The 19,383-nt window shown below is 71.0% G+C and carries 20 protein-coding genes; 8 read left to right on the forward strand and 12 right to left on the reverse strand.

The window, feature by feature from the left end; genetic code table 11:
* Nucleotides 1–52: 52 nt before the first annotated feature.
* From Msi02_RS33130 to Msi02_RS33140, 3 genes are all read right to left on the reverse strand, one after another.
* Entirely contained in the window at nt 53–928 is an 876-nt protein-coding gene (locus Msi02_RS33130) for an N-acetylmuramoyl-L-alanine amidase (protein WP_079315187.1), read from the reverse strand.
* A gap of 66 nt (nt 929–994) precedes the next feature.
* Nucleotides 995–1,261 (reverse strand): hypothetical protein, encoded by a 267-nt coding sequence (locus tag Msi02_RS33135; RefSeq protein ID WP_079315186.1) that lies wholly within the window; start codon nt 1,259–1,261, stop codon nt 995–997.
* A gap of 115 nt (nt 1,262–1,376) precedes the next feature.
* Nucleotides 1,377–2,480 carry a LacI family DNA-binding transcriptional regulator gene (locus Msi02_RS33140; protein WP_204051824.1) on the reverse strand — a complete coding sequence of 368 codons (1,104 nt, stop codon included), beginning with the start codon at nt 2,478–2,480 and terminating at the stop codon, nt 1,377–1,379.
* Between the two features lie 221 nt (nt 2,481–2,701).
* Between Msi02_RS33140 and Msi02_RS33145 the strand changes: the two genes are divergently transcribed.
* Nucleotides 2,702–3,370 carry a TetR/AcrR family transcriptional regulator gene (locus tag Msi02_RS33145; protein ID WP_239108944.1) on the forward strand — a complete coding sequence of 223 codons (669 nt, stop codon included), beginning with the start codon at nt 2,702–2,704 and terminating at the stop codon, nt 3,368–3,370.
* A 229-nt stretch (nt 3,371–3,599) separates the two neighbouring features.
* Here the strand turns inward: Msi02_RS33145 and bldC are convergent, their stop codons facing one another.
* Nucleotides 3,600–3,803 carry a developmental transcriptional regulator BldC gene (bldC, locus tag Msi02_RS33150; RefSeq protein ID WP_013133571.1) on the reverse strand — a complete coding sequence of 68 codons (204 nt, stop codon included), beginning with the start codon at nt 3,801–3,803 and terminating at the stop codon, nt 3,600–3,602.
* Nucleotides 3,804–4,210: 407 nt separating this feature from the next.
* Entirely contained in the window at nt 4,211–5,077 is an 867-nt protein-coding gene (locus Msi02_RS33155; RefSeq protein ID WP_079315214.1) for a DUF8083 family protein, read from the reverse strand.
* A 134-nt stretch (nt 5,078–5,211) separates the two neighbouring features.
* Here Msi02_RS33155 and Msi02_RS33160 point away from each other — a divergent pair, with 134 nt between their 5' ends.
* Nucleotides 5,212–6,330, forward strand: a complete 1,119-nt coding sequence (locus Msi02_RS33160) for a Leu/Phe/Val dehydrogenase (RefSeq protein WP_079315185.1) — start codon at nt 5,212–5,214, stop codon at nt 6,328–6,330.
* A 151-nt stretch (nt 6,331–6,481) separates the two neighbouring features.
* Complete coding sequence (locus tag Msi02_RS33165) at nt 6,482–6,712, forward strand: DUF3073 domain-containing protein (RefSeq protein WP_079315184.1); 231 nt, start codon at nt 6,482–6,484, stop codon at nt 6,710–6,712.
* 378 nt (nt 6,713–7,090) lie between these two features.
* Here Msi02_RS33165 and purM read toward each other — a convergent pair whose 3' ends face one another.
* The gene (gene purM / locus Msi02_RS33170) at nt 7,091–8,119 is read right to left on the reverse strand and encodes a phosphoribosylformylglycinamidine cyclo-ligase (RefSeq protein WP_204051825.1); all 1,029 of its coding nucleotides are present in this window, start codon (nt 8,117–8,119) and stop codon (nt 7,091–7,093) included.
* The gene (gene purF / locus Msi02_RS33175) at nt 8,116–9,552 is read right to left on the reverse strand and encodes an amidophosphoribosyltransferase (protein ID WP_079315182.1); all 1,437 of its coding nucleotides are present in this window, start codon (nt 9,550–9,552) and stop codon (nt 8,116–8,118) included. Before purF ends, purM begins: the two co-directional genes overlap by 4 nt.
* A gap of 181 nt (nt 9,553–9,733) precedes the next feature.
* Between purF and Msi02_RS33180 the strand changes: the two genes are divergently transcribed.
* A complete protein-coding gene (locus tag Msi02_RS33180; protein ID WP_204051826.1) occupies nt 9,734–10,291 on the forward strand; it encodes a DUF4190 domain-containing protein in 558 nt (185 codons plus the stop codon).
* A gap of 13 nt (nt 10,292–10,304) precedes the next feature.
* On the opposite strand, the gene Msi02_RS33185 is transcribed toward Msi02_RS33180, so the two are convergent.
* Nucleotides 10,305–10,745, reverse strand: coding sequence for a sterol carrier family protein (locus Msi02_RS33185; protein WP_239108945.1), 441 nt, complete (start codon nt 10,743–10,745; stop codon nt 10,305–10,307).
* Between the two features lie 120 nt (nt 10,746–10,865).
* Between Msi02_RS33185 and Msi02_RS33190 the strand changes: the two genes are divergently transcribed.
* The gene (locus tag Msi02_RS33190) at nt 10,866–11,414 is read left to right on the forward strand and encodes an RNA polymerase sigma factor (protein ID WP_204051828.1); all 549 of its coding nucleotides are present in this window, start codon (nt 10,866–10,868) and stop codon (nt 11,412–11,414) included.
* The gene (locus tag Msi02_RS33195; RefSeq protein ID WP_204051829.1) at nt 11,411–12,400 is read left to right on the forward strand and encodes a hypothetical protein; all 990 of its coding nucleotides are present in this window, start codon (nt 11,411–11,413) and stop codon (nt 12,398–12,400) included. The genes Msi02_RS33190 and Msi02_RS33195 overlap by 4 nt, the downstream gene beginning before the upstream one ends.
* 42 nt (nt 12,401–12,442) lie before the next feature.
* On the opposite strand, the gene Msi02_RS33200 is transcribed toward Msi02_RS33195, so the two are convergent.
* Nucleotides 12,443–13,489 (reverse strand): FAD-dependent oxidoreductase, encoded by a 1,047-nt coding sequence (locus Msi02_RS33200; protein WP_204051830.1) that lies wholly within the window; start codon nt 13,487–13,489, stop codon nt 12,443–12,445.
* Nucleotides 13,486–14,349 (reverse strand): NAD(P)H-binding protein, encoded by an 864-nt coding sequence (locus Msi02_RS33205; protein ID WP_204051831.1) that lies wholly within the window; start codon nt 14,347–14,349, stop codon nt 13,486–13,488. Before Msi02_RS33205 ends, Msi02_RS33200 begins: the two co-directional genes overlap by 4 nt.
* A gap of 81 nt (nt 14,350–14,430) precedes the next feature.
* Here Msi02_RS33205 and Msi02_RS33210 point away from each other — a divergent pair, with 81 nt between their 5' ends.
* Nucleotides 14,431–15,381 (forward strand): Lrp/AsnC family transcriptional regulator, encoded by a 951-nt coding sequence (locus Msi02_RS33210; RefSeq protein ID WP_275414198.1) that lies wholly within the window; start codon nt 14,431–14,433, stop codon nt 15,379–15,381.
* Nucleotides 15,382–15,481: 100 nt separating this feature from the next.
* Here the strand turns inward: Msi02_RS33210 and Msi02_RS33215 are convergent, their stop codons facing one another.
* Entirely contained in the window at nt 15,482–16,906 is a 1,425-nt protein-coding gene (locus Msi02_RS33215) for an MFS transporter (RefSeq protein ID WP_204051833.1), read from the reverse strand.
* A gap of 109 nt (nt 16,907–17,015) precedes the next feature.
* Here Msi02_RS33215 and Msi02_RS33220 point away from each other — a divergent pair, with 109 nt between their 5' ends.
* Nucleotides 17,016–17,711, forward strand: coding sequence for a TetR family transcriptional regulator (locus Msi02_RS33220; RefSeq protein ID WP_204051834.1), 696 nt, complete (start codon nt 17,016–17,018; stop codon nt 17,709–17,711).
* On the opposite strand, the gene Msi02_RS33225 is transcribed toward Msi02_RS33220, so the two are convergent.
* A complete protein-coding gene (locus Msi02_RS33225) occupies nt 17,618–19,069 on the reverse strand; it encodes an MFS transporter (protein WP_204051835.1) in 1,452 nt (483 codons plus the stop codon). The two genes, Msi02_RS33220 and Msi02_RS33225, sit on opposite strands and share 94 nt — an antisense overlap.
* Nucleotides 19,070–19,383: the final 314 nt, after the last annotated feature.

A 19,383-nucleotide genomic window follows, 5' to 3' on the forward strand; every position in this document is an offset into this window, starting at 1 on the left:
GGCCACCCCGTCCCCAGCCCCCTGAAAGCCGCTGAGGGCCGTCCAGGCGCGGTCAGCGGGCGGAGGTGAGGTAGTTCTCCAGGCCCTTCGCCAGCGACTGAGCGATCTTCGCGCGGAACGCGGGGTCCTTGAACCTGGCGGCGTCCTTGGCGTTGCGCATGTTGCCGCACTCGATGAAGATCTTCGGCACCGTCGACAGGTTGAGCCCGCCGAGGTCGCTGCGGTAGTTCAGCGCCTGCCTGCCGATGTAGTTCGAGTACGGCAGACCGGTGCCGCTGTGGAAGGCGTCCCGCACGTTCTCACCGAGCCGCGCCGAGTCCTTCACGACCGGATCGACCGGCCCGCCGATCTTCTTCGGCATGATGATGTGGAAGCCGCGAAGGTTCGCCGCCGCGCCGTCGCCGTGGATGGAGATCGCCGCGTCCGCGTGGGCCCTGTTCCCGATGGCGGCCCGCTGGTTGATGCAGGGACCCCACTCGGTGCTGCTCGTCCGGGTGAGCTTGACCTTGGCCCCTTGGGCGCGCAGGAGCTTCGCGAGCCTGTTGGACACGTCCCAGGTGAAGGCCGCCTCGGTGTAGCCGTCGTTCGTCGACGTGCCGGTCGTGTCGCAGGCCTTCTTCTGGTTGGAGATGTCGACCAGCTGGTTGATCTCCTTGGTGTGGCGGAAGTTGCCGCCGTTGTGGCCCGGGTCGATCACCACGACCTTCCCGGCCAGCGGCAGGGCCTCCGTCTCGGAGGCGGCCGTACGGGTGGTCGGGGCGGCCGTCCCGGAGGCGTCCGTCTGATCCTGGGTCGCGGCCGGCCGTCCGAGCTGGGGCGAGGCGGCGGGGGCCGAGGCCCCCGTGTCGGAGACCTCAGCGCCGCCGCAGGCGACGGCTCCGACCCCGCACAGGGCCAGGGCTGCGGCGGCGAGTGGTCGTCTGATCACGGTCGAAATCCCTTCCCGGAGGTGTGGTCTCCCCAACCTAACCGGAACGGAGTCGTGATCAGACCGTTATGCCGGAAACCTGCCCACCCACGCCGGCTCGGGGACCTCCTGCCGATGCAGGAGAGCGGCCAGCTCACGGGCATCCTCGGCGTCGAGGCCCAGCACCACGCGGGGCCGTCCCCAGGGGTGGTCGATCGAGTGGGCGACGTAGCTCGCCACCGACTCGGCGACGTCCTCGCTGCCCAGCCCCCGGCTCTCCCTCCAGTGCGCCCAGGCCCGCTCCAGTTCGCCGGCGGCCCGCTGAGCGCAGGAGACCAACTCAGGATCACGCATGAATCCCCCCCGATTCCCGGTCGCCGGCCCGCGGGCAGCCCTTCCGCGACCCGCCGGGGGCCGGCGCCACGGCTGAAGTCAACACCGGCCGCGAGGGGACACGTCGGTGATTGACCTAGCTTTGGCCACCGCTTGGAGCGGGCCCGGTGCTGCGCCGTACGACGAGTTGCGGGCTCACCTGCCGCAGCCGGGCGGTCTTGCCCGGCTCGGTGATGCGGTCGCTCAGCAGCGCCGCCGCCGAGCGGCCCATGGCCCGCCGGGGCTGGTCCACGCTGGTCAGCGAGATGTGGGTGACGGAGGCGAGATGCGTGTTGTCGTATCCGACGACCGACAGGTCCTCGGGCACCCGCAGCCCCAGCTCGCTCGCCGCGGTCAGCACGCCCATGGCCACGATGTCGTTCGCCGCGAAGATCGCCGTCGGCCGGGGTTCGCGCTTCAGCAGCGCCAGCGCCGCGCGCCGGCCGCCCTCCTCGCTGAAGTCGCCGTGCTCGACCATGATGTACGGCGCCAGCGCGTGGCGGCGCATGGCCACCAGGTAGCCCTCGCAGCGGCAGCGGGCGGCCGACGACGGGGCGCCCTCGATGTGGGCGATGCGCCGGTGGCCCAGCTCCACGAGGTGGTCCACCGCGAAGCGGGCGCCGAGCTGGTCGTCGTCGACGACGATGTCCACGCCCTCGAGTTCGACGTCGCGTTCGCCGACCACCACGGTCGGCGTGTAGGCCGCGGCCTCGGCCAGGGTGTCGCTGGACGGCGCCACCCCGAGCAGGACCAGTCCGTCCACCCGCAGTTCGAGGAAGGCCTCGACGGCCTCGTCCTCGAACGCCGGGTCCCAGCGGCCGCTGCCGATCAGCAGCCGCAGCCCGTCGCCGTGCAGGCTCTCCTGCAGGCCGTCGAGGAACTCGGCGTAGAAGGGGTTGTGCAGGTCGGCCACGAGCGCGCCCACCAGGTGGGTGCGCCCCTCGACCAGGCTGCGGGCGACGGCGTTCGGGCGGTAGCCGAGCTCCCGGGCGGCCTGGAGGACCGCCTCCCTGCGGTGCTCGCTCACGTGCGGGGAGCCCCGCAGCACGAGAGACACCAGCGACTTGGAGACTCCTGCCCGCTCGGCCACGTTGCGGATCGTCGGGCGTGGCCGCGGGCTGAACCCATCGGACAGTCCGCCGGTGGGGATCGTGACCCCGACGTCTTTCCGGGCAGTGGTCTGCATGGACGGTCCTGACATGGTTCTCCCCACGATGCGTGGACGTGCACCTGACACACCAAACGATCGAGTCGCCCAGAGGGTACGGGTTGATCGCGGTAAGACAGGATCCTTCCTCTAATCGGGCGTTGGGAAGGTTAGCCGCACCACGGGTAGGACGCCGGAACCGGGAGGGGGTTAGAGGGGGACCCTTGATCCGGCCGATCCCCCTCCCAGAGGGCCGATTCGCTAGGGTGCGGAGTGTGAGTGCCACACGCCAAGCGGAAGACGGCGCACGTCCGGCGCGCCGCAGGCTCAGCGTGGACCGGCGGCGGGAGGAGCTCATCGCCGCCGCGCTCGAGCTGTTCAGCAGGCACGACGCCGAGGACGTCTCGATCGACGACGTGGCGGCTTCCGCGGGCGCGTCGAGGGCGCTCGTCTACCACTACTTCGGCGGCAAGCAGGAGCTCTACGTGGCGGCCCTGCGCAGCGCGGCGGCCGAACTGCAGGCGCGGTTACAGACGCAGGGCGAGGGCGGGCCGCTGGAGCAGCTCAGCTCGGGCCTGACCCGTTACTTCGACTTCGTGGAGGAGCACGCGGCCGGCTTCGCCGCGTTGCTCAGGGGAGGCCCGGCCAACCGCGCAGGGGAGATCGGCGAGATCGTCGACGGGGTGCGGCAGCGCATGCTGCGCATGATCGTTCATCAGATGGGGGTCGACGCGCCCGGTCCGGCGCTGCGCGTCACGCTGAGGTCGTGGGTCGCCTCGGTGGAGACGGCCGGCCTCGACTGGCTGGAGCACCGCGACATGGAGCGGGCCGAGCTGGAGCGCCTCCTGGTGGACCAGATGGTCGCGCTCCTGCGGGCGGCGAGCGGGCACGATCCCGGGGTGCGGGTGCTGCTGGAGACCCTGCTGCCCGCCGTGAACTCCTGAACCCTTCAACGCATTCGCGACGAGGTACGAAGACCAGGGCGTACGTATGGGGAGACGGGGGAGCCGCCGGGGCGGACGGAACGGACCGTGCACGCGGGGAGGCGCCGGGCGGGCGGCGCCGACCCCAGATCCCTCCCATGACCCGTAGCGGTCACGGGAGCGTGGTGGACGCGCTCACATCCCCGACGCGAGCGCGCCGTCGTTCCCCCCGTGGCGTGACGGCCACGTCCTACTCGGACCGCTGCTGCGGAATCCCCGCGAGCAGTGCCCGGACCTCGGTCTCCCGGTACCGCCGGTGACCGCCGAGGGTGCGGATGGACGTCAACTTGCCCGCCTTCGCCCACCGGGTCACGGTCTTGGGGTCGACGCGGAACATCGTGGCGACCTCCGCCGGGGTGAGCAGCGGCTCGGCCTCGGGTGTACGAGCTGACATTTGTGCGGCCTCTCCTCCGTGTGGACCGCCGGCAGCGATCCTTGCGACTTGTCTGGCGCAAGTGCCCCTTCCGTCAATCCCTGCCCTGTCGCGTCGCACCACTCTGGACACCGCTTGGTCTGGGCAAATCTTGTCGGTCGCGGCACTGTCACGGATGTCCTTCAATGATCCAAAACGTGCGGTTTCTAGGATCATTTACGGCATCACCCGATGTGACCATACAGCCACGTAGTGCGATTGGCGAGCCCTCTGGGCACAACGTCTCGACCACGGGTTGATGTCACGCTCGGTGATTCTAGCGACACGTTTCGTGGTATCGCAGTGAAAACGGCAAACTACTCAGTTCGTAGATGTGAGATCGACTATGCCATGACCAGAATCGGCAGGTCAGGGCATGTTCATGACCGTCAGTTTGCCGATTCCAGGGCGCGGATCGACCTCCAGCGGAGGATGACCCGCTGATACATCGCGAAGGCAAGTTCTTCCTGACCGTTGTCCAAACCCGCGAGGGCCGTCGCCACCTCGGCGACGGACTGGTCGCCCTGCAGGGTCCTGTCGTCCATCAGATGGACGAGGCCGCCGTAGTCGAGCTCCACCAGCGAGTGGGGGTGGAACTCCTCCAGCCAGCGGCCCACCTCCTCGACCTCGGTGAGGGCCGCCACCTGTCCGACGTGCCTGCGGATCACCACCAGCGCCCGGGCGACCCGGCGCCGGGCCTGTGCCATCGAGGTGACGTACAGCATGTTCCTGGGCGGTGCGGCGGTGGTCTGCGCGCCCGCCTCGGACGGCTGCTCCGAGCCCAGCACGAGCCAGCGCTCGGCCGAGTCGAACGGCACGAACCACGCGATCGGCACATGCCAGGTGCTCGTGCGGATGTGGGTGCGAAGGGATTGCTCTCCCCGCTTGAACCGGTCGAAGTCGTCGGCGGTCTGCTCCGCGATGGCCTGGGGCACGAACCGGGAGGCGAGCTTGACCGGGACGCTCCCGCGGAACGACGCGAACGCCAGCCACGACCGCAGCCTGCTCTGCCAGGGGCAGACGTACAGCGTCTCCTCCACCCGGCGCAGGTACGCGTTGGGGCTCTCCCGCTCGGGCGCCGGCAGCGGCGGGACCGACAGCAGGCGGCGGACCGCCTCGCCGTGTTCGACCTCGAGCGCGCCTGCCCGGCGCGGCCGGTCGCGCGATTCGGCGTACCGGGCCCACCGAGCCTGATCCTGAGGGGCGAAAGCGGTCAGCGGCTCGTACACACGGAGATAGGCGGCGTAGGGGAGCACACCAGAATCGTGCCACGTCGCCGGACACATGTGCAGCACCATCTCGGCTTTTCATGATCGTTTCGCGGGTGCGTCGGATAAGCTGAAGGCCGATCGCCGCAACGAGGCGGCGTACACGATCAGGAGTCACCACCGTGACCGACGTTTTCGGGCTGTCCCACAAGGATTCCAGCTCCGGCGGCGACACGAACCCCGCCCAGCCGGTGCGACACGAACAGGTCGTCTTCTGCTCCGACGAGCGCAGCGGCCTTTACGCCATCATCGCGATCTACAGCACCGCCCTCGGACCGGGGCTCGGCGGCACCCGGTTCTATCCCTACCAGAGCGAGCAGGCCGCACTCGCCGACGTGCTCAACCTCTCCCGGGCCATGGCGTACAAGAACGCGCTGGCCGGCCTCGACCACGGCGGCGCCAAGGCCGTCATCATCGGCGACCCGACGACCGACAAGAGCGAGGCACTCCTGCGGGCCTACGGCAGGTTCGTCCAGTCGCTCGGCGGGCGCTACTACACGGCCTGCGACGTGGGCACCTACAGCGAGGACATGGACGTTGTGGCGCGCGAGTGCTCCTACGTCACCGGCCGCACCCCGGCGCACGGCGGCGCCGGAGACTCCTCCATCCTCACCGCGTTCGGCGTGTTCCAGGGCATGCGGGCCGCCGCCGACCACGTGTACGGCGCCTCCTCCCTGAGCGGCAGGCGGGTCGGGGTCGAGGGGGTCGGCAAGGTCGGCCGCCGCCTGGTCGACCACCTGATCGAGGACGGGGCCGAGGTCGTGATCTGCGACGTCGACGAGCAGGCCGTCGAACGGGTGCGGCGGCGCCACCCCGCCGTCGAGGTCGTGGCCGACGCCGCCACGCTCGCGAGCTCCGACATCGACGTGTACGCGCCCTGCGCCCTCGGCGGCGCGCTGGACGACGAGACCGTCCCCCGGCTCAAGGCGAAGATCGTATGCGGCGGCGCCAACAACCAGCTCGCCCATACCGGCGTCGAGAAGCAGCTCGCCGAGCGGGGCATCCTGTACGCCCCGGACTACGTCGTGAACTCCGGCGGGGTCATCCAGGTGGCCGACGAGATCGAGGGCTTCGACATGGAACGTGCCCGCGCCCGGGCGGCGAAGATCTTCGACACGACCTTGAAGATCTTCCGCTCGGCCGAGGAGGAAGGCGTCCCTCCCGCCGTCGCAGCGGATAGGCTGGCAGAGCGGAGAATGTCAGAAATCGGTCGGCTAAGGGGTATTTGGCTCCGGCGCTGACCGCCGCCGCTCGTACGACGTACCGAGCGGCGCACAAACCAGGTACGGTAATAGGCGAACGAGAGACTGACGCCTGAAGTCAGGTGGCGTCGGTGCGCGGTGCGTTAGTGACGAGGGGTCGGGCACGGCCCCGCATGAGGGGGTCGAGCCAATGGGGCGCGGCCGAGCCAAGGCCAAGCAGGTCAAGGTCGCCCGTCAGCTGAAGTACAACAGCGGCGGTACGGATCTTGAGCGCCTGCGCGCGGAGCTCGGAGTCGTGGACGCCGACGATTCCGGCCACAGTGACGAGCATGACCCTTACGACGAGTTGGCTGATCGCTACGCCGATTACGCGGCCGTCGACGACGACGACGGCGACGACGATCGCCGTGGGCGGCGTTGACCCGGTTCTGATCGCCAGCTGAGTGACCCGGCGGGGACGTTCCCGCCGGGTTCTCTCAATGTCCGCGAGCGCTCTCCCGCATGCCTCGCCTCCGGTACGGAGACGGGCGCGGGGTGAGAGCCGGCCGGTCGCACTGTCACAGTCGGTCGGCGTCATCGGCGTGTTCCACCATTCGTCGAGTCCGCCGGGCTGTCCAACTGGTGCATCTTATGTAGCCGGACGTCCCTCGCCGCCTCCCCGATGTGACGGATCGCATACGGGTGGCGTCGGTCACCATGAGGTGTGGCCGGACCGCCCGGCTGCGGCGCTCCGGACGACCGGCCGTGGCCGTCACGACCTCCGTCGGGCGATCGTCCATCGGGCCGGGCGGCCCGGACCTCACTGACGGAAACGGGCTCGTCCCTCGCCAGGGACGACCTCGCCCAGCACCCAGGCGGGCAGGCCGCGACCGTTCAGCAGGGCGAGCGCCTTGTCGGCCTCCGCCGCCGGGACGATCGCGCACATGCCCACGCCGAGGTTGAACGTCTTGTCCATCTCCTCCTGGGGCACGCCGCCGCGCCCTGCCAGCACCTCGAAGATCGCGGGCGGGGTCCAGGAGTTCCGGTCGAGAAGGGCGTCCACCGTGCCCGGCAGGGACCTGGCCAGGTTGGCCGCCAGCCCGCCCCCGGTGATGTGGGCCAGGGCGTGCACCTCGGTCTCCCGGATGAGCGCCAGGCAGTCGAGCGAATAGATGCGGGTGGGCTCCAGCAGTTCCTCGCCGAGCGTGCGGCCCAGCTCGGGCAGCTCCTGCTCCAGGCCCAGCCCGGCGGTCTTGATCACGTGCCTGACCAGCGAGTAGCCGTTGGAGTGGACGCCGCTGGAGGCCAGCCCGAGCACCACGTCACCCGGCACGACCCGGTCGGGGCCGAGCATCTCGTCCGCCTCGACGACCCCGGTGCCGGCTCCCGCGAGGTCGTACTCGTCGGGGCCCATCGCGCCGGGGTGCTCGGCGGTCTCCCCGCCGACCAGCGCGCAGCCGGCGAGCCGGCATCCCTCGGCCACGCCGCCCACGATGTCGGCGATCCGCTCGGGCACGACCTTGCCGCACGCGATGTAGTCGGTCATGAACAGCGGCTCGGCCCCGCAGACCACGAGGTCGTCCACGACCATGCCGACGAGGTCGATGCCGATCGTGTCGTGCTTGCCGAGCTGCTGGGCCAGCATGACCTTGGTGCCCACGCCGTCGGTGGACGTGGCCAGCAGCGGCCTGCGGTAGCGCAGGAACGCCGAGGCGTCGAAGAGCCCGGCGAAGCCGCTGGCGTCGTCCACGACCTCCGGGCGGCGGGAGCGCGCCACCCGCGACTTCATCAGCTCGACCGCGCGGTCGCCGGCCTCGATGTCGACGCCGGCGTCGGCGTAGCTGGTCATCGCTGAGCCTCCAGCACGAACTTGCCCACCCTGTCGTCCTCGATCGGAATGGGGTACTCACCGGTGAAGCACGCGCGGCAGAGCCGGTCGGCCGGCAGCGTCGTCGCCCGGGTGAGCCCCTCAAGGGAGATGTACCCGAGGGAGTCGGCGCCGAGCGAGGAGCGGATCTCCTCGACCGACAGCGACCCGGCGATCAGCTCCGCACGGGTGGCGAAGTCGATGCCGTAGAAGCACGGCCAGGCGACCGGGGGCGAGGAGATCCGGACGTGGACCTCGGTGGCCCCGGCCTCGCGCAGCATCTTCACGATGGCCCGCTGGGTGTTGCCGCGCACGATCGAGTCGTCCACGACCACCAGGCGCTTGCCCTCGATGACCTCGCGCAGCGGGTTGAGCTTGAGACGGATGCCGAGCTGGCGGATGGTCTGCGACGGCTGGATGAACGTCCGGCCGACGTAGGAGTTCTTCACCAGGCCCTGGCCGTACGGGATGCCGCTCTGCTCGGCGTAGCCGATGGCGGCGGGGGTGCCGGATTCGGGCGTGGGAATGACGAGGTCGGCGTCCACCGGGTGCTCGCGGGCCAGCACGCGGCCGACCTCGACCCGGGTGGACTGCACGCCGCGCCCGGCGATCGTGGTGTCGGGCCGGGCGAGGTAGACGTACTCGAACAGGCAGCCCTTGGGCTCGGCGGGCGCGAAGCGGCGCGAGCGGACCCCGCGCTCGTCGATGGTCAGCAGCTCGCCGGGCTCGATCTCGCGGATGAACGACGCGCCGACGATGTCGAGGGCGGCGGTCTCGGACGCGACCACCCAGCCGCGCTCCAGCCGGCCCAGCACGAGCGGACGGATGCCCTGCGGGTCTCGGGCGGCGAACAGCGTCGTCTCGTTCATCCAGACGAGCGAGTAGGCGCCCTTGACCTCCGGGAGTAGCTCGGCCGCCACGTCCTCGACCGGGCGCGAGGAGTCCTGCGCCAGGAGAGCGGTGAGCACCTCGGTGTCGGTCGTCGCCCGGGTGGAGCCCGGCGTGAGCCGTTCGGCGAGGTAGGCAGTGTTGATCAGGTTGCCGTTGTGGGCGAGCGCCAGCCCCTTGCCGTCGCTGGAGTTCAGCGTGGGCTGCGCGTTCTCCCAGACGCTCGATCCGGTGGTGGAGTAGCGGCAGTGCCCGATGGACAGGTGTCCCCGCAGGGTGCCGAGGATCGACTCGTCGAAGACCTGGGCCACCAGGCCCATGTCCTTGTAGACGAGGATGCGGTTGCCCTCGCTGACCGCGATGCCCGCGGACTCCTGTCCGCGGTGCTGCAGCGCGTAGAGGCCGTAGTAGGTGAGTTTGGAGACGTCCTCCCCGGGCGCCCATACGCCGAAGACGCCACAGGCGTCCTTCGGAGCGCGGTCCTGGGGGTCGAGGTCATGGCCCAGCCGGCCGTCGCCCTTCAACACGTACTTGAGTCTATTTGGGCGTTGGCGCTGCTCAAACCTGGGCATGCCCGTGAGGCGCCGGAAGCATCACCCGGCCTTTGCCGTGTCTCCCCTGCTCACAGGCGGATTTCGGGGGAGTCTGGGGTTTCGGGCAGGCCCCAAGAATCGGATATGGCCCTGAATCGGTACGGGAGGGATGATCGTGGCGACACCCGACGACCCCGGGCGCCCGCGGGAGCCGTACGGCCCGGGGGCCCCGGAGGAGCGGGAGCCGTCGGCCGGGACGCCCGAAGGACCCGCAGGGCCGCCCTACGGAGGCCCGCCCTACGGCCAGCCTCCTTATGGGCAGCCTCCTTACGGTCAGCCGCCGTACGGGGGGCCGCTGCCGCCGCCTCCGGGACCCGGCGGACCTCCCGGTGGGCCCTGGGGCCCTCAGCCGGGCGGCGGGCTCGGGACGGCCGCGCTGGTGCTCGGGATCTGCTCGATCGTCCTGCTGCTGGTCTGCGGCGTCGGCACGCTCGTGGCGGTCGTCGGGCTCGTCCTCGGCATCGTGGCGATCGCCAGGAACTCCAACCGGGGCAGGGCGGTCGGAGGCGTGGTGCTGAGCACGCTCACCCTGCTGCTCGCCCTGATCATGAGCGTGGCGCTCTACAACTGGTTCCACACCAGGCATGTCGGCGAGTGCTTCGACCGGCGGCTCTACCCCACCCAGGAGGACGCGCAGCGCTGCGTGCAGAACAAGCTCTCCGGGTTCCGGTAACCCCGGGCGGGGGTCACCAGAGGGGGAGCAGCGCGGACAGGTCGGCCCGGGAGCCGCTGGCCGCGATCTTTCCGGCGTCGGTGGCGCCGGCCCAGGACAGCCGGCCCGTGGCCAGTTCGAGCCAGGTGCGGGGGTCGGTCTCGATGACGTTGGGCGGGGTGCCCCGCGTGTGCCTGGGCCCCTCCACGCACTGCACGGCGGCGTACGGGGGGACCCGCACCTCCACCGACCGTCCCGGCGCCCGGGCGGCCAGGTCCTCCAGCAGGTGCCGTACGGCGGCGCGGGCGGCGGCCCTCACCGGCGTGAGCCCGGCCTCGTAGGCGTCGAGCACGGCCAGCACGCACGCGTCGCCCGCCCTGCTCTCGGGGCCGTCGAACGGCGGCCGTCCGAGATCGGCGAGCTGGGCGTCGAGCGCCTCTCTGATCTTCCCCGGGTCGAGTCTGCGTGCCGGCACCGGCCCATTGTCCCGGATCCCGCCCCCGCTCGAACTCGCGGGAAATGATGGGCGGTCTCCGTACATGAGAGGAGTGTCCGTAGGAGCATCCGACAAGGGGAACGATCATGGGAACCACCCGTGGATGACGAACCGTCGGCCCGGTTCGAGGCCGTCTACCGGGAGACGTACGGCCGGCTCACGGCGTACGCGGTGCGCCGGTGCGACTCGCCCCAGGACGCGGCCGACGTGGTGGCCGAGGTCTACACCGTCGCCTGGCGGCGGCTGGACGACTTACCCGAGGGGGACGAGGCCGTCCTGTGGCTGTACGGCGTGGCCCGCAACGTGGTGGCCAACCACCGCAGGGGCGAGGTACGCCGCCAGGCGCGCAGTGCCCAGCTCGACGCCGAGCTGGCCGACCTGTACGGCGACTCCCCCGAGAGCGGGGTCGAGCTGGCCGCGATCGGCGAGGCGTTCCGGAGCCTGTCCGACGACGACCGGGAGCTGCTGTCGCTGGTCGCGTGGGAGGGGCTGGGCCGCGAGGAGATCGCCACGGCGCTCGGCCTGTCGCGCAACGCCGTACGCATCCGGCTCCACCGCGCCCGCAGGCGCTTTTCCCGCGCGCTCGCCGAGGCGGGCGTCCATCTCACATCACAGAACCGGCTGACGCCGGCGGGGAGGTCGCTGTGAAGGACATCGAAGCGATGATCGGGCCGCTGGCCCGGGTCGAACCGGGAACGCCGGGTGGCCGCCCGTCCGACGCGGGGGCGCGGGCGTTGCTGGCCTCGATCACGGCGGAGCCGCCGGGCGGCGGCGTGGCCGTACCCGCGCGTGCGAGGCGTCGCGGCCCACACCGGCTGGCTCTGGGCCTGGCCGCCGCCGCCGTGGCCGCCGCGGGCATCGTCGTCGGCCCGAGCCTGCTCGACGACGGAGCCCTCACCACGCCTTCCTACGCCGTCACCAAGGACTCCCACGGAGTCGTGTGGGTCAAGGTCCGCGACTTCCGGGACGTCGCCGGGCTGACGAAGCAACTGCGTGACCTCGGGGTTCCCGCCATCGTCGACTACGCGCCTCTGGGGAAGAAGTGCCGGGAGCCGCGTGCCACCTACGTGGAGGACATCCCCCAGGGCCTCTACGACCCGCCGACGAACATCCCGGGGGAGAAGGAGGGCTGGCAGATGCGGATCGACACCAGGCTGTTCAAGCCCGGCCAGACCTTCGTCTGGACCCTCACGGCCCTGCCCGGCGGGGAAAGCAGCACCAGCACGATCCTCATGAACGACCCGGTGAAGCCGTGCGTGCTCGTGCCCGACGACACCCCCAAGATGAAGACGAGCGATCCGGAGCTCTTCGCCTATCGCCTGGCGACGACGAAGGGCCGCTCGCTCGCCGGATACCGGGTGGACGGGAAGACGGTGGGCGAGGTCGTGCCGGAGATCGAGAAGCGCGGCCTGAAGGTCACCTTCCTGATCATGGATCCCAATCCGCGGAACCTCGGCGGGTTCGGCATCGATCCGCGACGGCAGGACATCCCCGTCGGGAAGGACTGGACCGTCTGGGAGGCGGAGGAGTCCACCCGGAAGCCCGAACTGATCCGCCTGCTCGTGACCAAGGAGCACCTCGACTGGAATCCGGTCTACCACGGCGGTTCGCGCGACAACGTGATCAAGGAATAGGGCATCCCGTACGGCTCCGGGGTGCGGAGCCGTACGGGGGACTCAGCTTGGGAGCGGGTCCTGGCCGAGGATCCTGGCGCCGTTGGCGGCGGAGGCGCGGACCGCGGCGAAGCCGGAGTCGATCATCTCGCGCTCGTACGAACGCAGTGCCGGGAGCAGGGGACGGCCACCGGCGAGAGCGGCGGCCAGGCTCGCGGCGTCCCGGAGGGCGAGGTTGGCCCCGGCGCCCCCCGCCGGGCTCATCGCGTGGGCCGCGTCGCCGAGCAGCGTGACGCGGGTGGTGTCCCAGGGGGCGATCGGAACGCTGGTGCGCAGCACCAGCGGGAAGATCTCCCGCCAGTCGGCGAGCATCCGCCGGATGCGGGGATGCCAGCCGGACGTCATCTCCATGACGAGGGATCTGAGCAGGTGCGGCTCCGGCGGCAGCTCTTCGGTGCGGGCGCTGAAGGAGAGGGTGGCGTAGTCGCGGGTGTGGGCGATGCCCACCACGCGGTGGCCGGGCCCGGTGACCGCGCTGAACACGTGGTCCAGGTCCTCGGCCGACTCTCGCGGGATCTTGCCGTAGAGCTGGGTGAGGCCGGTGCCGACGACGCGGGCGTGCGGCAGATACTGCCGGCGCACGGCGGAGCCGACGCCGTCGGCGCCCACCAGCACCTCGCCGATGGCGGTGGTGCCGTCGTCGAAGCGCGCGGTCACATACTCGTCCTCCGCCTGGAAGGCGGTGAGGCGCTTGCCATAGGTGACCAGCCCCTTCACGTCGGCCAGCAGCGTGTCACGCAATTCCTGCCGGTCGACCGACAGGTGCCGGCCGCCGAAATCGTGCTCTTCCAGCACCCGCAGTGCCGGATCGAGACGGACGAACCGCGGCCCGGGCGTGTGGGCGGCGGCCAGGAACGCGGCCCAGCGCTCGGGCGCGAGCACGGATGCCAGCGCGTCGATGCCCAGGTCGCCGAGATGGAGACGGTATCCCTGCCCACGGATCACGGGCGAGGCGTCGCGTTCGTAGACGGCCACGTCGACGCCGGTCCCGCGCAGTCCGTTGGCCAGGGCCAGCCCGCCGAGACCGGCCCCGATGACGATCACTCTCATCGCCGCTCACCGCCGAAGTCGGCCGCGTGCTCGGCGGCCCACGCCGACAGCGGTGTGGCCGGAGTTCCGGTGATGTCGAGCACGGCAGTGGTGACGGCGGGCGGCGGGGCGGCGATCAGCGTGGCGTACCCGTCGAGCAGTTCGTCCACGAAGCCGTCGGGAAAGCCGGGATCGGCCAGCAGCCTGGCGCGTTCCTCCTCCCGTGTCAGCTCGTGCCAGCGCAGCGGGCGCCCGGTCGCCTCGCCGATGATCCGCACCTGCTCTTCCTGGGTGAGCACCTCGGGTCCGGTGAGCGTGTACCGGCGCCCGGCGTGCCCGTCCTCCGTCAGGGCGCGTACGGCCACCGCCGCGATGTCGTCCTCGTGGATCGGCACCGTCTTCAGTTGCCCGTAGGCGCCTCGCACGATGTCACCGGCCTTGATCTGCTCGCTCCACCACAGGGTGTTGGCCATGAAGGTGCTGGGGCTCAGGATCGTCCACTTCATGCCGGACTGCTCGACGAGGTGTTCCACGGTGGCGTGCCAGCGGGCGACCGCGGTGGGCTGCAGCTCGGGGGCCACGCCCGGGCGTGCGTCGCCACCGGTCATGAAGACGACCCGGCGGGCGCGGCGCTTGAGCGCGCCGACGAGGGGCCGGGCGGGTTCGGCCGAATGGAACGGCCACATCAGGAACGCCGCCTCGACACCGTCAAGGGCGCCGGGTGCGTCCAGGTCCGGAGTGACGACCTCGACGCCCGTGGGGAGGCCGGCGGTTCGCGGGCGGCGGCTGGTCGCCCGTACGGCGGCGCCCGCCCGGGCGAGTCGCTCCACGACGCGCCGGCCGACGGTTCCCGTGCCGCCGAAAACCAGGTAAGTGCTCATGCGCCCACGATCACCTCTCACCTGCGCCGCCCGCAGGCGGGCGGGCTCTCTGCGGCGAAAAGTCGCATGAAACCATGAGATATGGAGAAAACCAGCGTGCTTGACGGCCTCGATCGTGCTCTCGTGCACGCGCTTCAGATCGACGGCCGGGCTTCCTTCCGCCGGATCGCCGAGGTCGTCGGCACCTCCGAGCACACCATCGCGCGCCGCTACCGCAGGCTGCGCTCTCAGGGGCTCCTGCGGGTGGTCGGGGTGCTCGACGGCACCCGCTTCGGGCAGACCGCCTGGGCGGTGCGCCTGGTGTGCACGCCGGACGCCGCCGGGCCGGTGGCCGAGGCGCTGGCCCGGCGTGAGGACACCGTCTGGGTGCGCCTGCTGTCCGGCGGCACCGAGATCGCCTGCGGCGTCCAGGCCGGCGGGGAGGGAGACGACCTGCTGCTGAGGAAGCTCCCCAAGACGCCGCGCGTCGTCGCGATGTCGGCGCACGCCACGCTGCACATGTTCGCCGGATGGCGCAGCCGGACCGTCGTGCTCTCGGACGAGCAGGCCGCACGCCTGCGCCCGGATCACGTGGACGAGCACGAGACCAGCCTGGACGACGAGGACCGTGCCCTGCTGCGGGTGCTGGCCCGGGACGGCCGGGCCGGCTTCGGCGAACTGGCGGCGGCGGCCGGGTGCTCGCAGACCACGGCCCGCCGCCGGCTGGAGCAACTGCGCGCCGGCGGCGCGCTGCGCTTCGACGTCGAGATCCCCGCCCGGGCGCTCGGCTACCACGCCGAGGCCTGGTTGTGGATGAAGGTCGAGCCACGGGCGCTGACCACGGTCGGCGCGGCCATGGCCGGGCACGCCGAGGCCGATGTGGTGGCCGCCACCACCGGCCCCACCAACCTGATGGCCGGGGTGACCTGCCGGGACACCCGGGCCCTCTACCGCTACCTGACGGAGCGGGTGGCGACGCTGGACGGAGTGCGCGAGGTGGAGACCGCCCCGGTGATCCGCACCGTCAAGCGGGCCGGTGCCCTGCTGCCCTGAGCCCCCTGCCCTGAGCCCTGCTGCCCCGAGCCCGCTGTCCTGTTGCTTTCGTGCTCTGCTGTCCTGATGTCCTGAGCCCCGTTGCCCTCAGCCCCGGGAGTCAGGCGACGGGCTCGGCCACGGCGGGTTCGCTGGGCTCGGCGGAAGCGGCGGCGGCCCGGGTGCGGCGCAGGGAGTAGACGCTGACCGGGACGCCGACCAGCACGATCGCCGCCGCGATCACCAGCGTGAACCGGTACGCCTCCAGGAAGGCGTGCAGCGGAGCGCCGCCGACCGCGCTCTGCCTGGCGCTCAGGATCGCGCCCAGGATCGTGATGCCGAGCAGGCCGAAGACCTCACGGGAGACGTTGAGCACGCCCGAGGCCACGCCCGCCCTCGCGGGGGGCATCGCGTTCAGCACCACGTTGGTCAGCGGGACGAGCAGGCCGGCGCCCGCGCCGTACAGCAGGAACCAGGGGAGCAGGTCGCCGTAGTGGGAGCCCTCGCCGGCGCTCGACAGGCCGCCGACGGCCACCGCCATCAGGCCGAGGCCGACGGCGACCGTGCCCGCGCTGCCGAAGCGCTCGGCGATCCGCGGTGAGACGCTCGCGATCACCGCCATGAGCAGCGCCATGGGCACGAAGCCCGCGCCCGCCGCCGTCGGGGAGAACCCGAGCGCGCTCTGCAGGTAGAGCGCGGTGAAGAAGTAGATGCCGAAGACGCCGAACGACCACAGGCCCATCGACAGCAGGCCGCCGCTGAAGACCCGCTCACGGAACAGCGTGAGGTCGATCATCGGCTGCGCCGTACGGGACTCGACGACCAGGAACGCGACGGCGGCCACCGCGAAGACCGCGAACGCCCCGATGATCGGCGCCGAGGTCCACCCACGCGACTCGCCCTCGATGAGCGCGTAGGTGAGGGCGAACAGCGCCACGGCGGAGGTGGCCAGGCCCGGCAGGTCGAGGGACGCCCGCCCGGACGAGGCCCGCTCGACCCTGATCGAACGCAGGCCGATCACGGCCGCGACCACGCCGATCGGCAGGTTGATCAGGAAGATCCAGCCCCAGTCGGTGTTCTCGCTGAGAAAACCGCCGGTGAGCGGGCCGATCGCGAGGGCCAGGGCGCCGACCGCGCTCCAGATGCCGACGGCCGTCGCCCGCTCGCGCGGATCGGGGAAGATCCGCGGCAGCAGGGCCAGCGTCGACGGTGTCACCAGCGCCGCGCCGAGCCCCTGCACCGCCCGTGCCGCGATCAGCGTCTCCTGGCTCCCGGCGAGGCCCGCTGCCACCGACGCGAGCGTGAAGACCGCCAGGCCGCCGAAGAACGCCGTCCGGGGGCCGAAGACGTCCGCCAGGCGTCCGCCGGCGAGCAGCAGGCCCGCGAACACCAGGATGTACGCGCTCACGATCCACTCCAGGCCGGAGATCGTCAGCCCCAGGTCCCGCTGGATCGTCGGCAGAGCCACGTTGACCACGTTGTTGTCCAAATAGGTCATGAATGTCGCGAGCGCCACCGCGACGAGCGCCCACCACCGTCCGGACATGTGTCCTCCTCTTGTACGCGGTACATGTACGGCGTACATGTACGGTGCATAGGAGACCTTGTACGGCGTATAGTTGTCAAGTGCCGAGGAGGTAGGGAGGCTGCGGGCCATGGCGAACACAGAGCGGCTGAGCCGCCTGAGTCTGGTCGAGAAGGCCGTCGAGCTGGCCGACGCCGAGAGTCTGGAGTCGGTAACGGTGCGACGGCTCGCCCAGGAGCTCGGGGTGACGCCGATGGCCCTCTACTGGCACGTCAAGAACAAGGACCAGTTGCTCGTCTGCGTCGCCGACCACCTGCTGGCCGAGGTCACCCCCGAGTTCGAGCCGGCCGCGCCGTGGAACCTGCGGCTGCGGGCGATGGTCGAGGCGCTGGTCGGGGTGATGCGGCGGCACCGGTACATGCCGGGGCTGTTCGGCATGGTCGAGAAGCAGGAGCTCCCGAGCTTCAGCCGCGCGACCGACACCGCGCTCGACCTGCTCGCCCAAGCGGGTTTCACACTGAGCGAGGGCTACGCCGTCTCCACATACCTGCTGCACGGCGCGATGGCTCTGGTCGACAACGAGCCCGGCTGCCCCGGCGCGTTCACCGCAGCGGAGGCGGCCGAGTTGCGCCGGCAGAAGCGGCTGGCCCTGGAACGGCTCCCCGCCGACGAGTTCCCCCGCATCGTCGAGTACGCCAAGACGATGGAGGAGGAGCCCGACCTCGACGCCTACTACGCCTTCGGCCTGGATCTGCTGATGTCCGGGGTCGAGGCCATGGCCGCGAAGAGGACGCCGAGCAGCGCGACGCAGAACAGCACGAGATAGGTGGTGCGGAACCCGGCCATGAGCTGTCGCAGCGCGACCGGGGACACCTGTGACAGCGTCCCCGCGTAGACCTGGTCGCGCAGCGCCGGCGCCACCGAGGCGGTCAGCACGCTCAGCGTCGTCGCCACGCTGAGCACGACGCCGACGTTCATGACCATCAGGCGGAAGCCGTTCACCACGCCGCGGCTCTCCTCCGGCAGCGCGCTCATGACCTGCGTGGTGTTGCCGGTCAGGAAGGCGCCGCTGCCGCATCCGCACACGAAGAGCCCGATCCCGATCACCCAGTAGGGCGTGGCCGGGCCGGCCGAGACCGTGAGGACGAGCAGCCCCGACGCCGTGAGCGCGCACCCGCCCACCGACAGCGCGTACGGGCTCACCCGGCGGCCCAGCGTGCCCGCCAGGGGAGAGGCGATGGTCATGCCCACGGGGACCGGCAGCACGCCCATCCCGGCCGCCAGCGCGTCGGCCCCGCGAGCGGCCTGGAAGTAGAGCCCGGCGAGCAGGATCAGCGACGAACGCGCCAGCGCGTTGGCGAACGACGCCAGATTGGCGCACAGCAGCATGCGCCCGCCGAACAACGTGAGGTTCAGCACCGGGTTGCGCGCCCTGCGCTCCACCGCGAACAGCGCGGGGACGAGCGCGGCGGCGGCCACGCCGGGCAACGGCTCGCCCTGGCTGATGGCGATCAGCACGGCCGACAGGGCGGCGAACACGATCAGGTTGCCCAGCGCGTCCACGGACTGCCGGGGACCGGCCGGGACCTTCCGCAGCACGGCCGCGCCCCAGGCGAGCGCGACCACCCCCGCGGGGACGTTGATCCAGAAGATCCAGCGCCAGCCGAGCGTGTCCGCGATGAGGCCGCCGAGGGTCGGCCCGGCGAGCTGGGCCACCGAGAGCGTGGCCATGTAGACGCCCATCCCCTGGCTGAGCCGGTCGGGCGGGAAGGCGGCGGTGACGATCACCGTGCCGTTGGCCAGGATCATGGCCGCGCCGAGCCCCTGGAGTGCCCGCAGGGCGATGAGCACGCCGACGTCCGGCGCGATCCCGGCGAGCAGCGACGCGCTCGTGAACAGGCCGAACCCGACGAGGTAGACCTCCCGTCTGCCGAGCAGGTCCGCGACGCGGCCGAAGAACACCAGCGTCGCGGTGCTGATCAGCAGATGCGCGAGCAGGATCCAGCTCGACGCCAGTGGCCCGGCGTCGAAGTGCCGTACGACCGTGGGGAGGGCGACGTTCAGGGTGCTCGAGCTGAGCCCGATGAGCACGAGACCGAGCCCGGTGACCGAGCAGACCCTCCAGGCGTACCGGAGGGCCTTCGTATGGTCGGCTGAGCCTGGCTCTCGGGGGATGTCGGCCATGCCGTCGATTTTGACGTACGCCGTACGTCCTGAATGTCCCAGGATCCACTCAGCGGGCGCGGCGGCGCCGCATTCGGTCGACGACGGATTGGAACGTTCTTGACCGTCCGGGCTTACGGATAGCGGAGATGCGCATACGTGATGTTTAGCGTGACAACCCACAAATCTCTTGGCGCGTGAATCACGTGCGTAACTTGTGTAATCCGCGCACTTCGTGTGCTTGAGAAAGGGAAGTCCCGTGGCTATCAAGTTGCCGGGCGGACGCACGATCGGCCTGATGACGGCTGGTGCTCTGGCTGGATCGGTCCTGGTTC

The sequence above is a fragment of the Microbispora siamensis genome, from assembly GCF_016863095.1.
Classification (GTDB): domain Bacteria; phylum Actinomycetota; class Actinomycetes; order Streptosporangiales; family Streptosporangiaceae; genus Microbispora; species Microbispora siamensis.